The sequence below is a fragment of the Nonomuraea candida genome (assembly GCF_000725485.1).
Lineage (GTDB): Bacteria > Actinomycetota > Actinomycetes > Streptosporangiales > Streptosporangiaceae > Nonomuraea > Nonomuraea candida.
Window position 1 is genome coordinate 1 of record NZ_JOAG01000098.1, and the last position, 6,832, is coordinate 6,832.

Here is a 6,832-nt window from a genome sequence, read left to right on the forward strand (position 1 = left end):
CCGCCGAGGTCGACATATCCCGTTAAGGACCCGAGGTCAGTCAGGGGCTGGGTCAAACCCCGGGGGGAGGCGTTCATCTCCATCATCACTGTCAGGGGCCGAGGTGGGTGACGTCGTTGAAGCGTACGAGCCGGCCTCCGGTGTGCCAGACCGAGACCGAGGCGTTCAGCACCGGCGCGAACTCCAGCACCGCCGCCAGCTCCGCGTCCGGCCGGCCGTCGAGGACGTGGCGCAGCGCCAGCACCACCGAGTCGTGCGCCACGATCAACACCCGCCGGCCCGGCGCGCGCCCGTCGAGGTCGGCCAGGAAGTCACGTGTCCTGACCACGACGTCCGCGAGCGACTCGCCGCCTGGCGGGCGGAACGCGTAGGCGCCCTCGGCCTCCCGCCTGGCCAGCTCCCCGGGATGCCGCTCCTTGATCGCGGCCAGGTTGAGCCGCGCGAACGCCCCGGCCTCCTGGTCCCTGAGCCGCTCGTCCACGGTGACCGGCAGCGGGGCGGCGCCCCACGCCTCCTGCGCGATCGCCCACGTGTCGAGCGCGCGCCGGTAGGGCGAGCACCACACCAGCTCGGGCGCCTCGTCCGCGGGCAGCGCCGCCAGCAGCCTGCCCAGCGCGGCGGCCTGCGCCCGGCCCGCCCCGGTCAGCGTCACCTCGTCGTCGCCGCGCCCGTAGACCAGCGGCGTCGCCCCCGCCTCCCGGAAGGCGAGATTGGCCTCACTCTCCCCGTGCCGCACCGCCATGATCCCCACCGGCCCCATGCCCTCATCCTCACACAGAATTCAGGCGACGACCCGTGCCCGGCCGCGTACGGTGAGCACACGCCGCCTTCCTGCGGGGAGGATGGAAGTGGGCCCGGTGTACTGCCGGAATCGACGGGAGCCCGGGCTTCGCGCTTTCAGCGGGCCTCTGCTCGCCGTACCGGCACTCCTCACCATTCGTCCACCTCTGCGTACGCGCGGCCGCCCGAGAGTTTGGCGTAGCCCGGGCCGCGGTCGAAGAAGCGGTCGGCCGGGGGGCGCAGGCGGGCGCGGAGTTCGGCGGTGCCCTGCTCGTCGATGCGGTCCCCGTCGAGCACCACCCCGTAGTCGCCCAGCGCGCCCGCGATCGACACCTTCCCGTCGCGCACGTCGGCCGCCACCGCCCGGGGGTCGCGGTCGTACGGGGAGCCCCAGCCGCCGCCGCCGGTGGTGCGGATCCTGATCAGCTCGCCGGCCTGCACCGGGTAGTCGTCCACCAGCCCTTCCATCTCCTTGCCGGCGATCTCCACGCGGAAGGGCCGGCCGGCCAGGCCGCCGTTGACGCCCCAGCAGGACAGGATCGAGCGGTCGGCGACCGACATGTACGAGGCGTCGCGCAACATCCTGATGTGCTTGTCGTAGCCGAGCCCGCCCCTGAACATGCCGGGCCCGCCGGAGTCGCAGGCCAGCGCCAGCCGCTCCACCCGGAACGGCCACCGCGCCTCGGCGAACTCCACCGGGATGTTGCGCGAGTCGGGCACCACGTGGATGGTGTCCTCGCCGTCGGCGTACCAGCGCCCGCCGGAGCCGCCGCCCAGGACCTCGCGCATCAGGTACGGCTGCCCGTCGGCGTCCGTGCCGTGCACGCCGGTGTAGCGGATGGTCTCCTGGTCGGCCGGCATGCGCCCGCCGGTGGCCTTGGCCAGCACGCCCGACAGCACGCCGAGCAGGCGCAGGATGACGAAGGTGCGGGCGTTGGTGGGCGCGGGGAAGATCGGGGTGAGCAGCGTGCCCTTCTCCGGGAAGACCATCCTGATCAGCGGCACGACGCCCTCGTTGACGTCCAGCTCGGCCATGCGCTCCGGCGTGTCGGCCAGGTTGCGCAGCACGGGGGCCAGCCACTTCTTCAGGAACACCCCGTCGGCGTAGTCGCCGGCGTGGTTGATGGGGCCCTTGGCCTGGGGCGAGGTGCCGGTGAAGTCGATGGTGAGCGGGGCCTCGGCCGCGTGGTCCACGGTCAGGGTGATGCGCTGGGCGTGCAGCCGGGGCTCGTCCACGCCGTCGTGCTCGGCGTAGTCCTCCCACACGTACGTGCCCTCGGGGATCTTGGCCAGCAGTTCCCTGCGGAACGTCTCGGTGGTCTTGTCGATGATCGCGTCGAAGCACTCCTCGACGGCCTGCCTGCCGTAGCGTTCGAACAGCTCCGCCAGCCGCCGCGCGCCCATCAGGCAGGCCGAGCACTCGGCGTCGAGGTCGCCGGCCAGCGAGTCGGGCATGCGGGAGTTGCGGGTCATGATGCGCAGCGCGGCCTCGTTGGGCACGCCCTGGTCCCACAGCTTGATCGGCGGCACCATCAGGCCCTCTTCGAAGACCGAGCGGGCGTGGGAGGGCATGGAGCCGGGCACCGAGCCGCCGATGTCGTCGTGGTGGCCGAACGCCTGCACGAAGGCGACCACGGAGTCCTCGTGGAAGACGGGGACGGTGACGCACAGGTCGGGCAGGTGGCCGATGCCGCCCTCGGACAGGTAGACGTCGTTGTGGAAGTAGACGTCGCCGGGCTTCATCGTCTCGATCGGGAAGTCGCGCACAATGGGCTGGACGAGGGCGCTGTAGGAGCGGCCGGTGAGCTTGCGCAGCCGTGCGTCGTGGATGCCGGCGCGGAAGTCGTGCGCGTCGCGGATCATGGGTGAGCGGGACGTGCGGGCGATCGCCGTCTCGACCTCCTTCTCGACGGAGGCGAGCGTCCCTTCGACGATCTCCACCAAAATGGGATCAGTCACGACTTATCTCCACATTTCCGTATTCGTCGAGCTTGGCGGTGAAGCCGGGGTGGACCGGGATCGTCGAGCCGTACTCCTCGATCACCGCCGGCCCCCGCACCGTGGCGCCGGGGCCGAGCGCGGCGCGCTGGTGGATGGGGGTGTCGCGGGTCTCCTCGAAGTGCACGGGACGCACCGACGTGGCGCCCTCGCCGGCCCTGTCCAGGCGGCGGATGACCGGGCGCGTGATGGGGCCGATGCCGGAGACGCGCAGGTTCACCCACTCCACGGCGTGGCGCGGGTCGTCGCGGTAGGCGTAGCCGTACAGCTTCTCGTGGGCGTCGTGGAAGCGCCCGATCACCTCGGCGTGCCAGTCCTCGTCGATCTCGCCGGCGGGGGCGGGGACGCGGACCTCGTACGCCTGCCCGTAGTAACGCAGGTCGGCGCTGCGCTGGTAGACCGGGTCGTCGAAGCCCTCGCGGTCGAGGGCCTCGCCGGCCTGATGCTCCAGGTCATGGAAGATCTCCACGGCCTTGCCGAGGGAGAGGTCGCGGGTGACGTACGTGCGCACATAGTCGTTCTTGACGTCCACCGTGAGCAGCCCGAACGCCGAGACGTTGCCCGGGTCGCGCGGCACGATCACGGACGGCAGGCCGAGGATGTCGATCAGCCGGCAGGCCAGCAGCGGCCCCGAGCCGCCGAACGTCACCAGCGGGAAGTCCCGCACGTCCAGCCCGCGCTTGACGGTGAGCTGCCTGATCGCGTTGCTCTGGTTGAACGCGCTGATCTCCAGGATGCCGGTGGCCGTGCGCTCGGGGGTCAGGCCCAGCTTGTCGGCCAGCGCCTGGACGCCGGCGCGGGCGGCGTCCACGTCGAGGGGGATCTCCCCGCCGAGCAGGTGCGGCGGGATGCGCCCGAGGAACACGTGCGCGTCCGTCACCGTCACCTCGGTCCCGCCCCTGCCGTAGCAGAGCGGGCCGGGGTCGGCGCCGGCGGACCTGGGGCCGACCTTGAGCGTGCCCTCGGGCGAGATCCACGCGATCGAGCCGCCGCCCGCGCCCACCGTGATGATGTCGATCATCGGAATCTTGCACGGATAGCGGCCGACGCTGCCCTCGGTGGTGATGGAGGGCTCGCCGTCGATCACCACGGCCACGTCGGTGGAGGTGCCCCCGCCGTCCAGGGTGATCACCGACTTGTGGCCCGCGGTGGAGGCGATGAGCGCCGCGCCCAGCGCGCCGGCCGCCGGGCCGGACAGGACGGTGGTGATGGGCTGGTTGACGACCTCGCGGGCCGACAGCACGCCGCCGTTGGACTTCATGACGGAGAACGGCATGCCGAGCCGGGTGGACAGGTTGGCGATGTAGCTGCGCATGGCCGGCTTGACGGCGGCGTCGACGAGGGTGGTGACCGAGCGCTCGTACTCGCGGTATTCGCGCAGCACGTCGCTGGAGAGCGAGATCACCGCCTCGGGGTGCTCGCGCCACAGCACCTCGCGCATGCGCCGCTCGTGCTCCGGGTTGGCGTAGGAGTGCAGGAAGCAGACCCCGATCGCGGTGACGCCCCGGGCGCGGAACCAGCGGGCCACCTCGACGGCCTGCTCGTCGGAGAACGGCCGCACCTCGTCGCCCAGGTGGTCCAGCCGCCCGCCGACGGTCTTGACCAGGTGCACGGGGACGATCCTGGGCGGTTTGACCCAGAAGTAGGAGTTGCCGTAACCGTCGGGCACACTCTGCCTGGCGATCTCCAGGATGAACTCGAAGCCCTCGGTCGTGATGAACCCGAGGTCGCCGATCCGGTCCTCCAGGAGCCGGTTGGTGGCCACCGTGGTGCCGTGCACGATGGAGCCGACGTCGAGCCGGCCGAGCTTCCCGATGCCCGCCAGGAACCCGTCTGCCGGGTTCGCGGGGGTCGAGGGGGTCTTCGTGGTGAGGATCTCACCGGTCTCCTCGTCCACCGCCACGACGTCGGTGAACGTGCCTCCGGTGTCCACTCCGATACGGACGCTACGCATGGCTCCTCAGCTTCGCCGTCGGCCGAGCACTTCGTCGATGACCCGGGGCGCGTTCTGTGTGCCGACGTACGCCGCCAGGCGCACGACCATCTCCTGTGACCTGGCCAGCTCGGCCTCGACCCTGGCCTTACCCGACTGTCCCGCCTGCACCCCGAAATAGGCTCCGATGATGGTACCGATCACCCCCGCGACACCGGCGAACAGCGGGGCGAACTCCCCGGTGGCGAACACGGCCGCGCCGAACGCGATCAGGACCGCGGCGATGCCCGCCACGACGACGAGGAAGCCGTAACGCCAGCGGGTGGCGTCCGCCTGGGCGGCCGTGAGGTCGTCCTGCTTCATCATCGCGTCGAGCGGCGACGCCTGAGACGTTGCGTGGGACGGTGGTTTGTCGGTGACCACAGATTCCTCCTGACTCACTACAGGGGAGAAATGTCCCACGAGGTTGTGGAACTAGCCAAGCCGCTAAGCTGGCGGCCTGTGACCGAACTGTCTGCCTTGTCCGCCGTGCCATCCGGCCCCCGGGACGCCGTCCTGAAGTTCTACTTCGGCCCGATGGACTGCGGGAAGTCCACGCTGGCGCTCCAGATGAACTACAACCACGGGCGGCAGGGCAGGCGCGGCCTGGTGCTCACCAAGCACGACCGCTCGGGCGGCCCGAAGGTCACCAGCCGGATCGGGCTGGGGCTGGAGGCCATCGAGGTGGAGGACTCGCTCGACCTCGTACGGCTGGTGACCGGTCACGACCGCATCGACTACCTGATCTGCGACGAGGCCTGCTTCTACACCGTCGAGCAGATCGAGCAGCTCGCCGACCTGGTCGACGACCACGGCGTGGACGTCTACGCGTTCGGGCTGGCCTCGGACTTCCGGTCGGTGATGTTCCCGGCGGCGCAACGGCTGTTCGAGCTGGCCGACGAGGTGTGCCGGCTGCAGGTCGAGGTGTTGTGCTGGTGCGGGCGGCCGGGGCTGCTCAACGCCAGGATCGTGGGCGGGACGATGGCGCGTACGGGCGAGCAGGTCGTGATCGGCGACACCGACGACGCGCCCGTGCGCTATCAGGTGCTCTGCCGCCGCCACCACCGCGCGGGCCGGCTCGGCGAGGGCACCGCCCCCTCGGCCGGCTGACCCGCCCGCCGGTCGCGCCGCCCGCCGGTCGCGGCGGTCGCCGGTCGCGGCGGTCGCCGGTCGCGGCGGTCGCTGATCGTGCCGACCGCGATCGTGCCGGCCGCCGGTCCTGCCGGTCGCGGCAGACGCGCGGCCGTGCGTCGCGGTGAAGGTCAGACCGCGCAGTAGCCGTCGTCGTCGCACCCGTCGGCCGGGGCGGCGAGCTGCGTGATCGGCGTCTGCCCCGTGCGCTCGGCCACCTCGTCGATGGCGGCGGCGAAGGCGTCCTCTGGCTGCGCGCCCGACACGGCGTACTTGCCCTCGAACAGGAAGAGCGGCACCCCGCTGATCCCGAGCGAGCGCGCCCTGGCGAGCTGCTCGCGCACCTCCTCGGCCCCCTCGCCCGAGTCGCGCACGCCCGCCTCGGCGGCCAGCTTGCCGAGCACGTCCCGGTCGCCGACGTTGAGGCCCTCGGTGAAGTAGGCGCGGAAGAGCCGCTCGGCCATCTCCTGGCCCAGGCCCTGCCGGGTGGCGACCTCGATGAGGCGGTGCGCCTCGAAGGTGCCGGCGTTGATCGCCTTGTCGTAGTTGAGCTCCAGCCCATCGTCCGTGGCGGCGCCGATCACCCGCTCGATCATCTGCCGGGCGTTGGGCCCGAACTTGCGCTCCAGCGCCGGGATCAGCGGCTCACCGTCGGAGGTGGCCTCGGGGTTGAGCTGGAACGGCCGCATCGTCACCTCGATGGTGCCGCCCTTGGCCCGGAACCGTTCGGCGGCCCTGGCGAACCGGGCGTGCCCGATGTAGCACCACGGGCACACGACGTCAGAAAAGATCTCGACCTTCATGTCCGGGGTCAACCCCGATCCGCGCCGGGGGATTCCGGCCCCCTAGTCGCAATGCCGGTTAGTTAACGCTTGAGGTGGGACGTCAAGGGTTCACGGAAACCGGGACAGAAGAACGGAGATCCAGTAGAACGGGTGATCTTCCACAACC

Annotated in this window: 6 protein-coding genes; 1 reads left to right on the forward strand and 5 read right to left on the reverse strand. The window is 71.2% G+C overall.

The window, feature by feature from the left end; translation table 11 throughout:
* Positions 1-91: 91 nt before the first annotated feature.
* The 4 genes from IO39_RS42915 to IO39_RS42930 form a co-directional block, all read right to left on the reverse strand.
* Positions 92-760, reverse strand: coding sequence for a histidine phosphatase family protein (locus tag IO39_RS42915; protein WP_043637322.1), 669 nt, complete (start codon positions 758-760; stop codon positions 92-94).
* Between the two features lie 170 nt (positions 761-930).
* Positions 931-2,739, reverse strand: coding sequence for a hydantoinase B/oxoprolinase family protein (locus IO39_RS42920; protein WP_043637324.1), 1,809 nt, complete (start codon positions 2,737-2,739; stop codon positions 931-933).
* Positions 2,732-4,732 carry a hydantoinase/oxoprolinase family protein gene (locus IO39_RS42925; RefSeq protein WP_043637326.1) on the reverse strand — a complete coding sequence of 667 codons (2,001 nt, stop codon included), beginning with the start codon at positions 4,730-4,732 and terminating at the stop codon, positions 2,732-2,734. Before IO39_RS42925 ends, IO39_RS42920 begins: the two co-directional genes overlap by 8 nt.
* Before the next feature lie 6 nt (positions 4,733-4,738).
* Entirely contained in the window at positions 4,739-5,134 is a 396-nt protein-coding gene (locus IO39_RS42930; protein ID WP_043637328.1) for a hypothetical protein, read from the reverse strand.
* A 105-nt stretch (positions 5,135-5,239) separates the two neighbouring features.
* On the opposite strand from IO39_RS42930, the gene IO39_RS42935 reads away from it, so the two are divergent.
* Entirely contained in the window at positions 5,240-5,860 is a 621-nt protein-coding gene (locus IO39_RS42935; RefSeq protein WP_245642593.1) for a thymidine kinase, read from the forward strand.
* A gap of 152 nt (positions 5,861-6,012) precedes the next feature.
* On the opposite strand, the gene IO39_RS42940 is transcribed toward IO39_RS42935, so the two are convergent.
* The gene (locus tag IO39_RS42940) at positions 6,013-6,684 is read right to left on the reverse strand and encodes a DsbA family oxidoreductase (protein ID WP_043637331.1); all 672 of its coding nucleotides are present in this window, start codon (positions 6,682-6,684) and stop codon (positions 6,013-6,015) included.
* Positions 6,685-6,832 lie beyond the last annotated feature (148 nt).

Bases quoted from the DNA above. Each gene is read 5' to 3' on its own strand.
- IO39_RS42915 (WP_043637322.1), bottom strand. From the start codon at position 760: ATGGGGCCGGTGGGGATCATGGCGGTGCGGCACGGGGAGAGTGAGGCC.
- IO39_RS42925 (WP_043637326.1), bottom strand. From the start codon at position 4,732: ATGCGTAGCGTCCGTATCGGAGTGGACACCGGAGGCACGTTCACCGAC.
- IO39_RS42940 (WP_043637331.1), bottom strand. From the start codon at position 6,684: ATGAAGGTCGAGATCTTTTCTGACGTCGTGTGCCCGTGGTGCTACATC.